The organism is Paucibacter sp. KCTC 42545 (genome assembly GCF_001477625.1).
Classification (GTDB): Bacteria; Pseudomonadota; Gammaproteobacteria; order Burkholderiales; family Burkholderiaceae_C; genus Paucibacter_A.
In genome coordinates, this window is sequence record NZ_CP013692.1 from 3,701,898 (window position 1) to 3,716,599 (window position 14,702).

10 protein-coding genes are annotated in these 14,702 nt (G+C 64.6%); 6 read left to right on the forward strand and 4 right to left on the reverse strand.

Annotated elements, in window-relative coordinates:
- The first annotated feature begins 178 nt into the window (after positions 1-178).
- Positions 179-3,469, forward strand: coding sequence for a fused isobutyryl-CoA mutase/GTPase IcmF (icmF, locus tag AT984_RS15960; RefSeq protein ID WP_058720946.1), 3,291 nt, complete (start codon positions 179-181; stop codon positions 3,467-3,469).
- 127 nt (positions 3,470-3,596) lie between these two features.
- Here the strand turns inward: icmF and AT984_RS15965 are convergent, their stop codons facing one another.
- The 4 genes from AT984_RS15965 to AT984_RS15980 all read right to left on the reverse strand — a co-directional run bounded on the left by AT984_RS15965 (position 3,597) and on the right by AT984_RS15980 (position 8,031).
- Positions 3,597-4,487, reverse strand: a complete 891-nt coding sequence (locus AT984_RS15965; protein ID WP_058720947.1) for a substrate-binding periplasmic protein — start codon at positions 4,485-4,487, stop codon at positions 3,597-3,599.
- Positions 4,488-4,629: 142 nt separating this feature from the next.
- Complete coding sequence (locus AT984_RS15970) at positions 4,630-6,225, reverse strand: oleate hydratase (protein WP_058720948.1); 1,596 nt, start codon at positions 6,223-6,225, stop codon at positions 4,630-4,632.
- A gap of 170 nt (positions 6,226-6,395) precedes the next feature.
- Positions 6,396-6,968 carry a Crp/Fnr family transcriptional regulator gene (locus tag AT984_RS15975; protein ID WP_058720949.1) on the reverse strand — a complete coding sequence of 191 codons (573 nt, stop codon included), beginning with the start codon at positions 6,966-6,968 and terminating at the stop codon, positions 6,396-6,398.
- A gap of 172 nt (positions 6,969-7,140) precedes the next feature.
- On the reverse strand, positions 7,141-8,031 hold the full coding sequence (locus AT984_RS15980; protein ID WP_058720950.1) for a LysR family transcriptional regulator: 891 nt from the start codon (positions 8,029-8,031) through the stop codon (positions 7,141-7,143).
- A 98-nt stretch (positions 8,032-8,129) separates the two neighbouring features.
- Here AT984_RS15980 and AT984_RS15985 point away from each other — a divergent pair, with 98 nt between their 5' ends.
- From AT984_RS15985 to AT984_RS16005, 5 genes are all read left to right on the forward strand, one after another.
- Positions 8,130-9,719 carry an NADH-quinone oxidoreductase subunit L gene (locus AT984_RS15985; RefSeq protein WP_082680086.1) on the forward strand — a complete coding sequence of 530 codons (1,590 nt, stop codon included), beginning with the start codon at positions 8,130-8,132 and terminating at the stop codon, positions 9,717-9,719.
- A 24-nt stretch (positions 9,720-9,743) separates the two neighbouring features.
- Positions 9,744-12,317, forward strand: a complete 2,574-nt coding sequence (locus tag AT984_RS15990) for a YbcC family protein (protein ID WP_082680087.1) — start codon at positions 9,744-9,746, stop codon at positions 12,315-12,317.
- Positions 12,317-13,168 carry a DUF6671 family protein gene (locus AT984_RS15995; protein ID WP_058720952.1) on the forward strand — a complete coding sequence of 284 codons (852 nt, stop codon included), beginning with the start codon at positions 12,317-12,319 and terminating at the stop codon, positions 13,166-13,168. Before AT984_RS15990 ends, AT984_RS15995 begins: the two co-directional genes overlap by 1 nt.
- A 210-nt stretch (positions 13,169-13,378) precedes the next feature.
- On the forward strand, positions 13,379-13,771 hold the full coding sequence (locus AT984_RS16000) for a rhodanese-like domain-containing protein (protein ID WP_058720953.1): 393 nt from the start codon (positions 13,379-13,381) through the stop codon (positions 13,769-13,771).
- Between the two features lie 249 nt (positions 13,772-14,020).
- Entirely contained in the window at positions 14,021-14,626 is a 606-nt protein-coding gene (locus AT984_RS16005; protein ID WP_058720954.1) for a hypothetical protein, read from the forward strand.
- Positions 14,627-14,702 lie beyond the last annotated feature (76 nt).

Genomic DNA, 14,702 nt, shown 5'->3' on the forward strand with positions numbered 1-14,702 from the left:
GTCCACGCTCAGCATAACCCGCTCAACGCCATCCGGCGGTGGCAGGTGGCCGCGCCGACCTCCCGCGCAAGGGAGTGGATCAAGTGACGTTTACGTAAACGTCAATCAAGACCTAGAATCCGCCCACCTTTGCTGATAAAACTTGGCCCTGCCCCGCCGGGCCTGCTGGAGACAAGCCATGACCGACTTATCCGCCGAATACAAAGCCTTGGCCGAATATCGCCCCACCAACAAGGTGCGCTTTGTGACCGCCGCCAGCCTGTTCGATGGCCATGACGCGGCCATCAACATCATGCGCCGCATCTTGCAGGGCATGGGCGCCGAGGTGATTCACCTGGGCCACAACCGCTCGGTCGATGAGGTGGTGACCGCGGCGCTGCAAGAAGACGCGCAGGGCATCGCCATCAGCTCCTACCAGGGCGGCCATGTCGAATACTTCAAATACATGGTGGATCTGCTGAAGGCGCGCGGCGGCGAGCACATCCAGGTCTTTGGCGGCGGCGGCGGCGTGATCGTGCCGGCCGAGATTCGCGACCTGCGCGAGCATGGCGTGCGCATCTTCAGCCCCGAGGACGGCCAACGCATGGGCCTGGCCGGCATGATCGGCGAGATGATGATGAAGGCCGACCAGGACTTCGCCGCCCTCGCCCCCAAGACCCTGGCCGCCATCCAAGGCCATGGCGAAGCCGCCTGGCGCGCCCTGGCCCAACTGATCACCGCGCTGGAAAACGGCAAGGCCGACCCCGCGCTGGTCGCCAGCCTGCAAGCCTCGGCCAAAGACATCAAAACGCCTGTGCTGGGCATCACCGGCACCGGCGGCGCCGGCAAGAGCAGCTTGACCGACGAGCTGATCCGCCGCATCCGCCTGGACCAGAACGACGCCCTGCGCGTGGCCGTCATCTCCATCGACCCCTCGCGCCGCAAGAGCGGCGGCGCGCTCTTGGGCGACCGCATTCGCATGAACGCCATCGGTCCGTGGTCGCAAGGTTCGCGCGTCTTCATGCGCTCACTGGCCACGCGCGACTTTGGCAGCGAAATCTCCAAGGCCTTGCCCGATGTGATCGCCGCCACCAAGCTGGCGGGCTTTGACCTGATCGTGGTGGAGACCTCGGGCATCGGCCAAGGCGATGCGGCCATCGTCCCGCATGTGGACGTGCCCATGTATGTGATGACGCCCGAGTTCGGCGCCGCCAGCCAGCTCGAGAAGATCGATATGCTGGACTTCGCCGAGTTCGTGGCCATCAACAAATTCGACCGCAAGGGCTCGCTGGACGCGCTGCGCGATGTCGCCAAGCAGGTGCAGCGCAATAAAGAGGCCTGGACCCTCAAGCCCGAAGCCATGCCGGTGTTCGGCACCATGGCCAGCCGCTTCAACGATGACGGCGTGACCGCCCTCTACCAAGCCCTCAAGCCACGCCTGGCCGAGCTGGGCCTGCACTTGAACGAAGGCCGCCTGCCCGTCGTCGCCACCCGCCACAGCACGCATCAAACCCCGGTGGTGCCCGCCGCCCGGGTGCGCTACCTGGCCGAGATCAGCGACACCGTGCGCGGCTACAAAAAACGCGCCCGCCAGCAAGCTACGCTGGCACGCGAAATCCAGCAGCTGACGGCCAGCTCACGCATGCTGGAAGAGGCCAACGCCGCCAAGACCCGCGCCCGCGAGGCCTTGGCCGAGCTGGTGGATTGCCGCGAAGCGCAAATGGACGGCGCCGCCCGCAAGCTGCTGGCCCAGTGGCCGGACATGCAAAAGGCCTACGCCGGCGACGAGTATGTGGTGAAGATCCGCGACAAGGAAATTCGCACCAACCTCGTCCACACCAGCCTTTCCGGCACCAAGATCAAGAAGGTGGTTTTGCCAGGCTACGAGTGTCATGGCGAGCTGCTGAAGTGGCTGCTGCTGGAGAACGTGCCCGGCAGCTTCCCCTACACCGCCGGCGTGTTCGCCTTCAAGCGTGAGGGCGAAGACCCCACCCGCATGTTCGCGGGCGAAGGCGATGCCTTCCGTACCAACCGCCGCTTCAAGCTGGTGTCCGAGGGCATGCCGGCCAAGCGTCTGTCCACCGCCTTTGACTCAGTCACCCTTTACGGCGCCGACCCCGCACCGCGGCCGGACATCTACGGCAAGGTCGGCAATTCCGGCGTGTCCATCGCCACGCTGGACGATATGAAGGTGCTGTACGACGGCTTCGACCTGTGCAGCCCGACAACGTCGGTCAGCATGACCATCAACGGCCCCGCGCCTTCGATCCTGGCCATGTTCATGAACACGGCCATTGACCAGAACCTGGCCAAGTTCCGAGCCGACAACGGCCGCGAGCCCACCGCCGACGAGGCCGCCAAGATCAAGGACTGGGTGCTGGCCAATGTGCGCGGCACGGTGCAGGCCGACATCCTGAAGGAAGACCAAGGCCAGAACACCTGCATCTTCTCGACCGAGTTCAGCCTGAAGGTGATGGGCGACATCGCCGAATTCTTTGTGCACCACAATGTGCGCAATTTCTACTCCGTCTCGATCAGCGGTTATCACATCGCCGAGGCGGGTGCCAACCCGCTGTCGCAGCTGGCGCTCACGTTGTCCAATGGCTTCACCTTTGTAGAAGCGTATTTGGCGCGCGGCATGCACATCGATGACTTCGCGCCCAACCTGAGCTTCTTCTTCAGCAACGGCATGGACCCGGAGTACACGGTGCTGGGCCGCGTGGCCCGCCGCATCTGGGCCGTGGCCATGCGCGACAAATACGGCGCCAACGAACGCAGCCAAAAGCTGAAATATCACATCCAAACTTCGGGCCGCAGCCTGCACGCGCAGGAGATCCAGTTCAACGACATCCGCACCACGCTGCAGGCCTTGATCGCCATTTACGACAACTGCAACAGCCTGCACACCAATGCCTTCGACGAGGCCATCACCACGCCGACCGAAGAGAGCGTTAGGCGCGCCATGGCCATTCAGCTGATCATCAACCGCGAATGGGGCCTGGCCAAGAACGAGAACCCCTCACAAGGCGCCTTCATCATCGAAGAGCTGACCGAGCTGGTGGAAGAAGCCGTGCTGAGCGAGTTCGAAAAGATTGCCGAGCGCGGCGGCGTGCTGGGTGCCATGGAAACCGGCTACCAGCGCAGCAAGATCCAGGAAGAGAGCATGCATTACGAGATGCTCAAGCACACCGGCGAGTACCCCATCATTGGCGTCAACACCTTCCGCAACCCGCATGGCGACCAAGTGATGGAAAGCATCGAGCTGGCCCGCAGCACCGAGGAAGAAAAGCAGTCGCAGCTCAGCCGCCTCGCCGAGTTCCACGCCACCCACGCGGCCGCCAGCGGCCCGATGCTGGCGCGCCTGCAGCAGGCGGTGATCGATAACAAGAACGTCTTCGACGTGTTGATGGATGCCGTGCGCGTGTGCTCGCTGGGCCAGATCACCTCGGCTCTGTTCGAGGTGGGTGGGCAGTATCGGCGCAGCATGTAAAGCCTAGAAGCTGGCGGCAGCGCCAGCCAGCCCGGCATTCAATCAAGGCCACCTCGGGAGGCCTTTTTTATTGGCGCGGCGGTGGCTTTGCCTAGACTTGCGCTGAGGAAGGCAAACGACAGAAAGCTCAAGCACCCAGACGCCCCGGCTCTTCCCAAAGCTCGGTGCGCTGCAAGGGCGTGGCGGCCGGCAGCAAGGGGTTGCGCAAGGCCAGCACCTGCCGCTCAGGCAGCTTCAGGGCTTTGGATTGCCGCCGCATGTGCTGCAGAAACAGCGCCCGCCAGCTGCCGTTGCTAATGATGCGCTCAAGCCCCAGGCTCAGATCCTTGGCCAGCGCCGGTTCGCGAGGGCTGACGAAAAAGTAGAACGCGGTCGGGTAGCGCAAGAGCAGGCCAGGGGCGATCGCCAAGTCATGACGGGTACCAAAGCGCTCTAGGTCCTCGGCAATCTCCAGCACCGAGCGCGGAAAGTAGTCGGTGCGGCCATGCTGCAGCATGGCGAATAGGTTCTCGTAGGAACTGCCGGTGCCGACCTGGAGCCCGTTGGCACGCAGGATCTGCGTGTCGGGCCAGTCATGCATCTGCACGGCGGTCAGGCCGCGTAACTCCTCCAGGCTGCGGATCTGGGCGAAGCGTTGCTGCTCCGCCTTGCGCACCAGCAAGAGGCGCCAGCCCATCAGCCCACGGTCCAAGGGGAAGCGAAGCGGCAGCAAATCGCGCTCGCGCTCGGCGCTGGTCATGCTCCAAAGAATATTCAGCGGGCCCTCGCCCGCACTCAGCTGCCGGATCGCCCGCCCCTGGCCTACCGGCTGCAGCACCGGCTTGAGTTGGTAGCTGACCCCGCAATGCTCAACCGCGAGCTTCAAGACCTCGATGCAGTAGTGCCGGAAGGAATCTTCCTGACCACCGAACACCGGGTAGCTGATTTGCCGCGACTCAGCCGCCGAGCCCGCCACCGCCGAATGCGAGGGCAGAACGGCCGGCGAAGCCAGGCTGATCAGAAGGGTGCGTCGGTCCATCGGTCCCACAAGCTGAAAGAGCTGCGTACATTGTGCGGCCAGGCGCCGGCCCTGTCATCAGGGCCTGGGAGTTCCGGCCGTTGATGAACGGAGCAGTTGGCGCCACAAGGGCGGGCAGGCCACATCGGCCCGCCTCACTTGTTTACTTGAATGCCTTCAGCAAAGCCTCAAACTTCGCCTTCACCGAATGGTCATGCGGGATGATGGCCGGCACAGCGCGGTCCACATTCAGCAGCTCGTACACCGCCATCTGCGCGGCACGCACCGAGTACTCGACGGTGAACACCACGTCGTCCGCGATTTCCACGAACTGGCTGATGAAGGCCAGATTCTTCGAGCTCTTGGGCACCGGCAGGGGCCGGTCGCTCAGCGCGCGAGGCATGAACATGCTGGTGATGTAGGGCATGTGGCAAGGGATGCAATTGGCTTGCGCCACGGCGTCCAAGTCGAAGCGCAGATGTCCGCAAAGCTCGCGCAATATCTCTTCACCCGTGCACTCGGCCATGGGCTTGGCCACAAAGTTGCCGACGCGATCGGGGAACAAGGCATAGCCCCAGAACACCTGCACATCGGCCGGCTGGTTGGCAAAGTGCGGCTGATGCGCCAGCACGATGGACATCAACCAGTTCGAGTCCTTGAAGGTCACCAAGCCACCTGTCCCCGGCTCATTGCCGCTGAAGGCGCGCATCTTGTCGAAGAACACCGTGTCCTTGAGGGTGACGGTGAAAGAATTCCACATCGACTCGGCAATGCTGCTGTTGAAGGCGGCGGGGTTGCCAAACTCGGGGCGGCCTTGGGCCAGCTTCTCCCACAAGGTCCAGCCGCCGCTATCGCGCTTAGTCAAGGCGGGCGGCGCGCTGTGCATGGAACCCAGGCTGGACGCATCGGTCATGGAGGCGTTCTGGAAGAAGACCAGATCATCGGCACCCACCTCGACGCGTTCAATGGCGCCCGCGCGCTTCAGCTGAATGGCAGTCACTACGAACTTGCCACCCGCTTCGCGGTGCTCCAGGTCGGTCGCCTTGGCGTCCATCACGAACTGCACACCCTGGGCTTGCAACCAAGCTTGCAGCGGGCGCACAAAAGAGTCGTACTGGTTATAGACGGTGCGCTTGACGCCGCCCAAGGTCTCGATGCGCGAGAACTCCAGCATGAAGCGGTGCAGATAACGCTTGAATTCCACGGCGCTGTGCCAGGGCTGGAAGGCGAAGGTGGTGGCCCACATGAACCAAAACTCGGTCTCGAAGAAAGCGGGCGAGAGCCAGTCGGTGATGGTGGAGGTGCCCAGCTCTTCTTCGCTGGCATTGCTCAGGCGCAACAACTCCACCCGGTCGTGCATAGAGAAGCCCATGGACTCGACTGGCATCTTGGCACGCTGACGATTGACCAGGCGCGCCATCGAATGCGCCTTGTACTTCTCATTGAAGGCCAGGGTTTCGTCAAACACGCTTTGGCCGGCATGCTCCAGCGAAGGGATGGTCTTGAACAGGTCCCAGGTGCACTCGTAGTTGTCGGTGGTCAGCATGCGGCCGCCACGCAGCGAGTAGCCGCGCTCGGCGTCACCGGCGCCGTCCAGGCTGCCGCCCATCAGCGGGGAGGCTTCAAAAATGGTGATGTTGGCGCCAGGCACTTTGGCGTCCCGGATCATGAAGGCCGCGGCGGCCATGGAGCCGATGCCGCCGCCCAGCAAATAGGCTTTGACTGAGGAGGGAGCGCGATTGGATGCAGAGGTCAGCATGGTGGGGTCGATTGGTCAGCGAAGAAGCCGCAAAACTCGGCGAAAGCCCAGTTCACGCAATTCGAAGCATTGCGAAACTGGGAAAGTGCCGTCAGCTTCGTCGCTGCGAGCCGCGCTTCAAATGATCCAAATCAATCGGCCAATTTCACATGCGCCGCACTTGCGCTAGATCAAGCCCGCAGGCGCTTGCGGATCCGGCTCAAGGCCTCGGGGGTAACGCCCAAATAGTGCGCAATATCGCGCTGCTGGATGCGCTCCGCCAAGGCGGGATAGCTGTTCAAAAAGGACTGATAGCGCTCCTCAGGGCGCATGGTCAGCAGTTGGCGCTCGCGCTGCTCCTTGCGCACGATGTGCCGCTCCAGCAATTGCAAGACCGCCCCTTGCCAGCTGGCGTGGCGCCCCATCAGCTCGCGCAGGTCGACGTAGCGAATCTGCTCGACTTGGCAAGACTCCAGCGCAATCGCTGAGTAGTCGGTCTTCTGGCCGGCCACCAGCACGTTCGGGCAGGCAAAGAAGTCGCCTTCGCCGATAAAGGACTTGATCCACTCCTCGCCCTGCTCATTGAAATAGCTGAGCTTGACCATGCCGTGGCGGATCACATAGACAAAAGGCTGCCACTCACCTTCGGCAAAGATATCGGCGCCCTTGCTGAAGTGCACCAGTCGATAGGAGGGCTCCAATTGCCCCCAGTCTGGCAGCGGGGCGCCTGAGGCTTGTTCAAAAAGTAGTCGGGTCTGATGCATGAAACGATGAAAACGAACGCAAGCGCCGGCCGTCCCTGGTGGCCGGCGCTTGCACTCGCACCAGCCATCCGCGCCGTTTGTTTTTTGCTCTCCAGCGCGCAGTATCGCCGCAGGCTGGTGCCCGGGCCTTCGCCACAGCGGCCGCGCTCCGAGCCAGCCTCGCGCCAGGCACTCAGCCCTCAGGCATTCGATCCATCAAATGCTCAAGCGCCTCGATGCGGTGCCGGTGCGGCGTGGTGATGGCGTAAAAGCGCTCTTGCAAGGCGCTTGACTGCGCGACGGGGACCAAGGTCCCGGCTCGCAACTCATCTTGAACCACCACTTGCGGCAGCACGGTCAACCAGCCGCTGTCACGCGCAATCAAACGCAGCATGGCCATATCGTCCACTTCGGCCCGCAGCCGAGGCGTTACACCCGCCGAAGCGCACAGCGCATCGAACTGCGCCCGCAGCGCGTGGCGTGGCCCGGGCAAGGCGATATCCAGACCGTCCAGATCCTCGGGCATACGCAGGCTTTGCGCTTGCCAGCGGCTCGCCGGGCCGACCAAGGAGATTGCCTGGCTGCCCAGGAAGCGGCAATGCAGCGGCCGCGACGGATCGGCGGGCACGGTTTCGTTGGCCAGCACCACATCCAGCTGATGCTGCAACAGCCGCGCGATCAAGCCCTCCAGCAGCCCGGACTCCAGGGTCAAGACCACCGTGGGGTCCGCCAGCAAAGGCCGAATCCAGTTCTCCTGATAGTTGCGCGACAAGGTGGCCACACTGCCGACCCGCAAACGCGTGATGCCGGCCATGCGGCCCTGCAGCCGGCCCAGCATTTCCTGGCCGAGACCAAAGATGTTCTCCGCATACGCGAGCACCAATTGGCCGGTGTCCGTCAGCGTTAGGCGGCGCCCCTCGCGGGCAAACAAGTCTTCGCCGAGGCGCTCTTCCAACTGCCGAATCTGCGAGGACACCGCCGATTGCGAGGTGTGCAGCTCTTCGGCGGCGCGCGTCAGATGCCCCAGCTTGGCGACCCGCCAAAAGTAGAACAAGTGATGAAAGTTCAGCTGATCGAGTTGCATTGTTCTGTTTTTAGTATTGTTTTATGCTTTTCAATGTATTTTACAGAACATACTCCAATCCGGATGATGCGCCCCAACAGCTTCAACAGGGTCGTGTCATGGAATTTCCCCAACTTTTGCTTTCGGCCGGCGCCCTGACGCCGGTCGCCTTGATGGCCGCTGCGGCTTTGCGGCCACGGTTTCCGTCGAGCTCAACAGCCGGGCTGTGGCGGGTCTTTCAGGCACTGTCCCTGGCCGCGCTGCTGATGACGATTGCCAACCTGGGGCTAGTCCTGCGCGCTGCGCAAATCCCCGCCACTTTTTCGGCTCCCTTGTCTGACTACTTGCTGGCCTCGCCGCTGGGTCTGAGCATGGCGGTGCTGGTGCAACTCTTGGGCACGGTGATCGGCGCCTTCTCGGCCCGGTACTTGCAGGGTGAAGACGGCCAAAAGCGCTATCTGGCAGCTTTGGCCGCGGTCTTGGCCGCCGTGCATCTCTTGCTTTTGGCCGATCATTGGGTGATCTTGATCGCCGCTTGGGCGCTGGTGGGCCTGGCCTTGCAGCATCTGCTGTGCTTCTACCCCAATCGCGCTTTTGCGCAACTCGCCGCGCACAAAAAGCGAATTGCTGATCGCGTGGCCGATACCTTGCTGATCGCCGCCGCCGCGCTGGCTTGGGCCGAGGTGGGCAGTGGCTCCCTGTCGGCGCTGTGGGCGCATCTGGCACGGGACGGTATGTCCCTGCCCTTGCAACTCAGCGCCTTGGCCCTGGTCATGGCCGTCGTTCTGCGCACCGCTTTGATGCCGGTGCATGGCTGGCTGATTCAGGTGATGGAAGCGCCCACCCCCGTGTCAGCCCTGCTGCATGCGGGCGTGGTCAATCTCGGCGGCTTTGTGCTGATCCGCTTCGCGCCGCTGTTGGAACAGGCGATGTCGGCACGCGCGCTGCTGCTGGTCTTCGGCCTGGGAACCGCCATCCTGGCCGGCATGGTGATGCTGACCCGCATCAGCATCAAGGTCCGCCTGGCTTGGTCCACCGTGGCCCAAATGGGCTTCATGTTGCTCGAATGCGCGCTGGGCCTCTACACCCTGGCGGCCCTGCATCTGATCGGCCATTCGCTCTACAAGGCGCATGCCTTCCTGTCGGCCTCCACCGTGGTGCGCCAAACCCGGCTGCAGGCGTTGCACAGCGCTGCGCCTCCCGCCGCCCTGAATCTGGCGCTGGCGCCGCTGATAACGATTGCGGCCCTGTTGCTGATCCAGTCCCTGTCCGGTCACACCGCATGGCCTTGGTGGTGGAGCGCAGTGCTGGGCCTGGCCTGGGCGCCGCTGCTATGGCAGCCCGCTGGGCCTGCCGGCCTGCGGCTTCGCAGCACACAAACGCTGTTCGGCCTGCTGATCGTCTTCGGTCTCAGCGCTGCCACGCTGCTGGCCCATACGCTGCCGCTGGGCATCCAAGACGCACCGCATCACACGCTGGGCTTGATCGCCCTGGCGGGCATGGCCGCCCTCTACGCCTGCCTGGCCCTGCTGCAGCTGCGACCGCAAGCGCTGAGCCGCTGGCGCCAATGGAGCTATGCCGGCTTTTATGTGGACGAAGCCTACACCCGCATGGCCTTGCACTTGTGGCCCTCGGGCTGGACGCCTGAACCCCACAAATGCCCAGCCCCACAAGCCGCCGCACCGAAGCTGGCCGACGCCCCGTACTGACCCGACAAGCCGGAGACCCCGATCATGGACACATTGAAAGACGCCGCGCCGTCACAAGCAGCAAAGCCCGCACCTGCGCATCAGCCTGCAGAGCAGCAGCGCGTTTTGGCCGCCCAAATCGAACAAGCGTGCGCCCAAGCCTGCCAGGCCATTGCGCCCACATGGCCGCTGGACCGCGCCATCGCCGTCAATCCGCACTGGTCGCGCATCGGCATGCCGCTGCGCCAGGTGGCAGCGCGCATGGCGGTGCTGGGCAAGATTCAAGTCTTCCCGCCGCGTGAGCAGCAACTTACGGCCTGGCTCGAAGGACGGATCAGCGCCACCGACCTGGTACAGGCCCTGCGTCAATTGCCAGCCGCGCAAGCGCAAGGCCTGACCCCCGCCCAATGCGTGGACGCCCTGCAGACGAGCGCGCCGGTGGAGCAACTGCCACTCTTGATCGACGTGCTCGACCAAGACCCCGAACGCCATACCCGCCTGGCCTGGCGTCAGGCCATCACACACCAGGTGAGCCAGACTTGCGCGGCCTATTTCGATCAGCACCAGGCGGACTGGCAGCCCGAGCGCGCGGAGGGCTTGTACGCCTTCTGGCGCGACACGCTGCAGCACGACCACGGCATCGGCTTGCTGATGGGGCTGCCGCATCTGGGCCGCGCCATTGACGCGCTGCCGGCCAAGGCCAAAGACGCCGAGCAATGGGTGATGCAGCGCCTGGGCTTGTCGCCCACGGTGTGGGCCGACTATCTGGAGGCGGTGTTGCTGACCGTCAATGGCTGGGCCTCGTGGTGCGCCTACCTGGCCTGGCAGGCCGGCCAGGAGGGCCGCAGCGACACCCATCTCCGCGAGCTGCTGGCGATCCGCCTGGCCTGGGGTGCGCTGCTGCTGGAGTGCAAAGATGATGCCGCGGCCCAACGGGCCTTCAGCGCCCTGCAACGGGCCTGGCAGCAAGCGCCCCAAGTGATGAAGGCCGCCGAACAAGCGCTGGTGATCGACGAGGTCTGGCAAGTCGCCCTTGAGCTGGGCTACCAGCGCACGCTGGCCCAAAAGCTGCTGTCGGCCAGCGGCCCAGACCCAGTGAAAACTGATGTCGAGGTGCAGGCGGCGTTTTGCATCGACGTGCGCAGCGAACCCCTGCGCCGCGCGCTTGAAGCCGTCTGGCCCGGCATGCAGACCCTGGGCTTTGCCGGCTTCTTCGGCCTGCCGGTGGCCTACACGCCGCTGGCAACTCAAGCGCGGCGCCCGCAGTTGCCCGGCTTGCTGGCCCCCACCATCGAAGTGCTCGACCGCATTGCGACCGCCGAATCCTTCCAGGCCAGCGCCAAGCCCGAGGACACTGCCGCGCTGCAAAGCACTGCAGCGCGCGCACGCCAGACCCGCCTGGCCTTGGGCGAGCAATGGCAGGCCGCCAGCCGTTGGCCGGGCGCCGCCTTCTCCTTTGTGGAGGCCGCCGGCTTGGGCTACCTGGGCAAACTCGGCCAATGGCTGATGCCCCGCCAGCAAGACCGCGCCAGAGACGACCTCGCGGGCCTGCCGGCACGCTACCGCCCGATCTGCCGCCCGCAATTGGCCGCGCTAGACCTGCAGGCCAAGGTCACGCTGGCGGGCCGGGTGCTACACGCCATGGGCTTGGAGCAAGACCTGGCCCCGCTGGTGCTCCTGGTCGGCCATGGCAGCCAGTCCACCAACAACGCCCACGCCGCCGCCCTCGACTGCGGCGCTTGCTGCGGTCAAACCGGCGAGGTCAATGCCCGCAGCCTGGCGCAATTGCTCAATGAAGCGTCGGTGCGCGCCGGCTTGCTGCAGGCCGCGGGCATCGCCATTCCCGACACCACCGTGTTCATGGCGGCCTTGCACAACACCACCACCGACGAGATCGAAGGCTTTGACCTCGACCTCCTGCCCGCCGCCGCCCGCACCCGCTGGCAGCGCCTGCAAAGCGTGTTTGCGCAAGCCTGCGATCAGGTGCGCCGCGAGCGGGCCGGCAGCCTCCAGCTCGACCCTAGCGCACCGCCCGCCGAGCTGTTGAATCAATTGCGTCGGCGTGCCAACGACGGCGCGCAAACACGGCCGGAATGGGGCTTGGCGGGCAACGCCGCCTTTCTGATCGCGCCCCGCCACAAGAGCCGCGGCGTGGTGCTGAACGGGCGCAGCTTCTTGCACGACTACGAGGCCAGCCAAGACCTCGACGGCAGCGTGCTGGAACTGTTGATGACCGCACCGATGTTGGTCACGCATTGGATCAACTGGCAATACCACGCCTCCACCTGCGACCCGCTGCACCTGGGCAGCGGCAACAAGGTGCTGCACAACGTGGTGGGCGGCAGCCTAGGCGTCTTCGAGGGCAATGGCGGCGACCTGCGCATCGGGCTGACCCATCAGTCCGTGCATGATGGCCAGCGCCGCATGCATGAGCCCTTGCGACTCACCGTCGTGATCGACGCGCCGCAGGCCGCCATCGAAGCGGTGATCGCCAAGCACGCCGTCGTCAATCAATTGCTGGACAACGACTGGCTGCATCTCTGGCGCTTTGAGTCCACGGGTTTTGCACGTTATCGCCACGGCGATTGGCGCCCGCTGCAGTGGGAGGAGCAGCACTGATGGCAGCGCAGTCTCGCTACGCCTCGCGGCAAGTCGCCTTGCTGACCCAGCACGGCAAGCAAGAGGTGATTGCACCGGTGCTGGAACCGGCGCTGGGCTGCCGCATTGAGTGGGTCAGCGGCTTCGATACCGACCAACTCGGCAGCTTCACCCGCGAGACGCCCAGGCCTGGCAGCCAGCTCGAGGCCGCCCGGCGCAAGGCACGCAAAGGCATGGAGCTCGCGGGCCTGAGCCTCGGCTTGGCCAGCGAAGGCAGCTTTGGCCCCGACCCCTTCACCGGCATGTTCCCGTGGAATGTGGAGCTCTTGGTTTGGATCGATGACGAGCTGGGCATCGAGATCGTTGGCATGGCTCAAGCGGCGGCGCCCAGCGGTCATTTGCAAAGCGGCGACTGGCAAGCGATTGAAGCCTTTGCGCTGAGCGAAGGCTTTCCGCAGCAGCAACTGGTGCTGCGCCCCAACGGGCCAGACGACCCCAACATCCACAAAGGCATCCAGGATCCGGCCCAGTTGCGGCAATGCTTTGACGCCTGCCTCGCGCAGTCCAGCCATCGCCAGGTCTTTGCCGAGCTGGATCTGCGCGCCCATGCAAATCCGCGCCGCATGAAGCTGATCGAGCAGGCCGCCGCAGACCTGCTGCAGCGCATTCAATCCCTATGCCCCGCCTGCGATGCCCCCGGCTTTTGGATCAGCGAAAGAATCGCGGGGCTGCCCTGCGCCGACTGTGGCCTGCCGACGTCCAGCTATCGCAGCGAGCGCTGGAGCTGCCCTCGCTGCCAGCACCAAGAGCTCAAGCCCCGGACCGACCGCCTGCTCGCCGACTCCAAGCATTGCTTCACCTGCAACCCTTAAGCGCCGGCAGCGCACAAGCAGCGCGCACGCAGCGCAGACAGAGCCCGACCTGAGGGTGCCAGGGCGCATCCGGCCCTGGCAAAACTTCTTCGGCCGCCGCACCGTGCAAAAGTGGCTCGCCATGCGCCGCAGTCTGCAGTAAAAAGCAGGTGTCGCGTCAAGCAGCGCCCGGCCGGGCTGCACAACAAACGCCACGAAGGAGACTTGCCCATGAACTGGAATATGAGTTTGCTGCCCGTGGAGGCCTACCCCTCGACCCCGCAGGTGCACGAGCATGCGCCGGAGCACGCCGCTGCCGCGCTGGATCAAGCCGCAGCGCACCTGCCGCAGGATGCCTTGCTGATCGATGTGCGCAGCTACGCCGAGTTCATGGCCGGGCACCTGCCCGGCGCACATTGCCTGCCCATGCCGCGCCTGGAAGAGCAGATCCGCCTGCTGGCCACCGATGCCCAAACGCCGCTGATCGTCTATTGCGCCACCGGCGCGCGCGCCGAGTTGGCCCTGGGCTTGTTGCAACGCCTGGGCTACCGCCAAGCGCATTACGGCGGCAGCGCCGTCGATCTGGCCAAACAGTTGCACACGCGCTTGCAGCCCGGCATGTAGCGCTGGGTGTCGCGCTACCGGCCTAGGGAAGCTCTGCACTCCCTATTGCTTTTGCGCGAACGGCTGACACAGCGCGCAAGGGCGCCAATGCCTGCGCAGCCATGGCGGAGCAAGCTCGCCGCAAAGCAGCTTAGCTACTAGGGTTTACATCTACCCTGATTCACGGGGTGCCGTGTGCACTCAGTCGCGAGAAGCCTATGCTTGCCTTCCAAAGGAGGGGCCATGTGCTGCTCATCTGCATCCCGCGACTTGGGAGTTTGGCGCTTCGCGCTGGCGGCCGGCCTTGCCGGTTTGCTGTCAGCCTGCGGTGGCGCGGCGGATGAGGCGGCTGCAGCGGCGGAGCGGGCTCAGCTTGCAGCGATGCGCCGGGCCGAGGAGGCTGCCGCCAAGCCCCTGGCCTTGACAGCACTGCCCCAGCTGCACCAATGCCTCGGTGAACTCAGCCGCAAGCTCAAGGCCGCTGCGCCCGAAGGGGACATCAATCTGGCTTGCCTTGCGGGCAGCTACCAAGGGCAAACCGATCGGGGCGAGGACTGCCTGCTGCGCATCAATGCCGGCCAGCGCAGTTTTAACTACCGGGCCGGCCAGCGTGAGGTGCAGATTCTTTGGGCCACGGTCACGCAGACGGCTGATGGCAAGCCCGTGCACAACCTGGAAAGCTCTGACCTCGATGCGCAGCGGCCGGGCGTGCAACTGAGCCAATTCACGGCCGTGCCCGAGGCCGTCACCGAGACCATTGCGCTGCGGGCGGGTCAGCCCGTCGCGGGCGGCGGCGCGGCCGCGCTGCCGCAAATCGTTTATCAACGTGTTCAACAGGGGCAGCTCGAAGAGCTGGGCTGCCGATTTGGTGCCTGAGGACGGCTTGGGTCTTGCGATGTGAGCGCAATGCCGTGCCTGAGGTGTGGTTCTAGCTGAGGAAAAGGAGTCGATC